This is a genomic window from Solibacillus sp. FSL K6-1126 (assembly GCF_038003445.1).
In the GTDB taxonomy this organism is placed as follows: Bacteria; Bacillota; Bacilli; order Bacillales_A; family Planococcaceae; genus Solibacillus; species Solibacillus silvestris.
The window spans coordinates 1-1,328 of the sequence record NZ_JBBOPD010000004.1 but is presented as its reverse complement, the minus strand read 5'-3'; the positions used below and the strand labels follow the sequence as shown (position 1 = coordinate 1,328).

1 pseudogene is annotated in these 1,328 nt (G+C 42.7%); it reads right to left on the bottom strand.

From position 1 onward, the window contains the following. A pseudogene (locus MHH44_RS21160) lies at nucleotides 1-1,328 on the bottom strand (DNA-directed RNA polymerase subunit beta); the annotation flags it as partial.

The window sequence follows — 1,328 nt, the reverse complement described above, 5'->3', positions numbered from 1 at the left end:
TGGGTTAAGCATGATATCAACTGGAGTTCCGTCCGGCATGAACGGCATATCCTCTTCCGGTAAGATACGAGAAATTACACCTTTGTTACCGTGACGTCCGGCCATTTTGTCACCAACGCGGATTTTACGTTTTTGAACAATATAAGCACGAACTAATTGGTTTACACCTGGTGGTAATTCATCGCCGTCTTCACGGTTGAATACTTTTACATCTAAAATGATACCGCCAGCTCCGTGTGGTACACGTAGAGACGTATCACGTACTTCACGCGCTTTTTCACCAAAGATAGCATGTAATAAACGCTCTTCCGCAGTTAACTCTGTAACTCCTTTAGGCGTAACTTTACCTACTAGAATGTCACCATCGCGAACTTCTGCACCAATACGGATAATTCCGCGGTCGTCCAAGTTACGAAGTGCATCTTCACCCACGTTTGGAATATCACGTGTGATTTCTTCAGGTCCAAGCTTTGTATCACGAGACTCTGATTCATATTCTTCAATATGAACAGAAGTATATACATCGTCTTTAACAAGGCGTTCGCTCATAATTACAGCATCCTCGTAGTTGAAGCCGTCCCATGTCATGAACGCAACAAGCACGTTTTGACCAAGTGCTAATTCGCCTTTTTCCATAGATGGACCATCAGCTAAAATATCACGAGGTTTTACACGGTCGCCAACTTTTACGATTGGACGTTGGTTATAAGAAGTACCTTGGTTAGAACGAATGAATTTTTGTAATTTATATTTTGTTAAATCGCCTTTAACTTCTTTGCCATCTACTACTTCAATACGACGTACGTGAATTGAACGCGCTTCTACATGTTCAACAATACCATCGAATTTGGCAACTACAGCAGCACCAGAATCACGTGCATCTACGTGCTCCATACCCGTACCAACGAATGGTGCGTTTGGATATAGTAATGGAACAGCTTGACGTTGCATGTTCGCTCCCATTAACGCACGGTTTGAGTCGTCGTTTTCTAAGAACGGAATACATGCTGTCGCAGCAGATACTACTTGTTTAGGCGATACATCCATGTAGTCGATGCGGTCTTTAGAGAATACAGTGTTGTCACCACGGAAACGTCCAACAACTTCTTCATTCGCAAAAGTACCGTCTTCATTTAGGATTGAGTTCGCTTGTGCTACTACATAGTTATCTTCTTCGTCAGCAGTTAAGTAATGGATTTCACTCGTTACAGCACCTGTTTCTGGATCAACACGGCGGTAAGGAGTTTCAATGAAGCCAAACTTGTTTACTTTTGCGAAAGAAGATAATGAGTTAATAAGACCGATGTTAGGTCCCTCAGGCGTCTCGA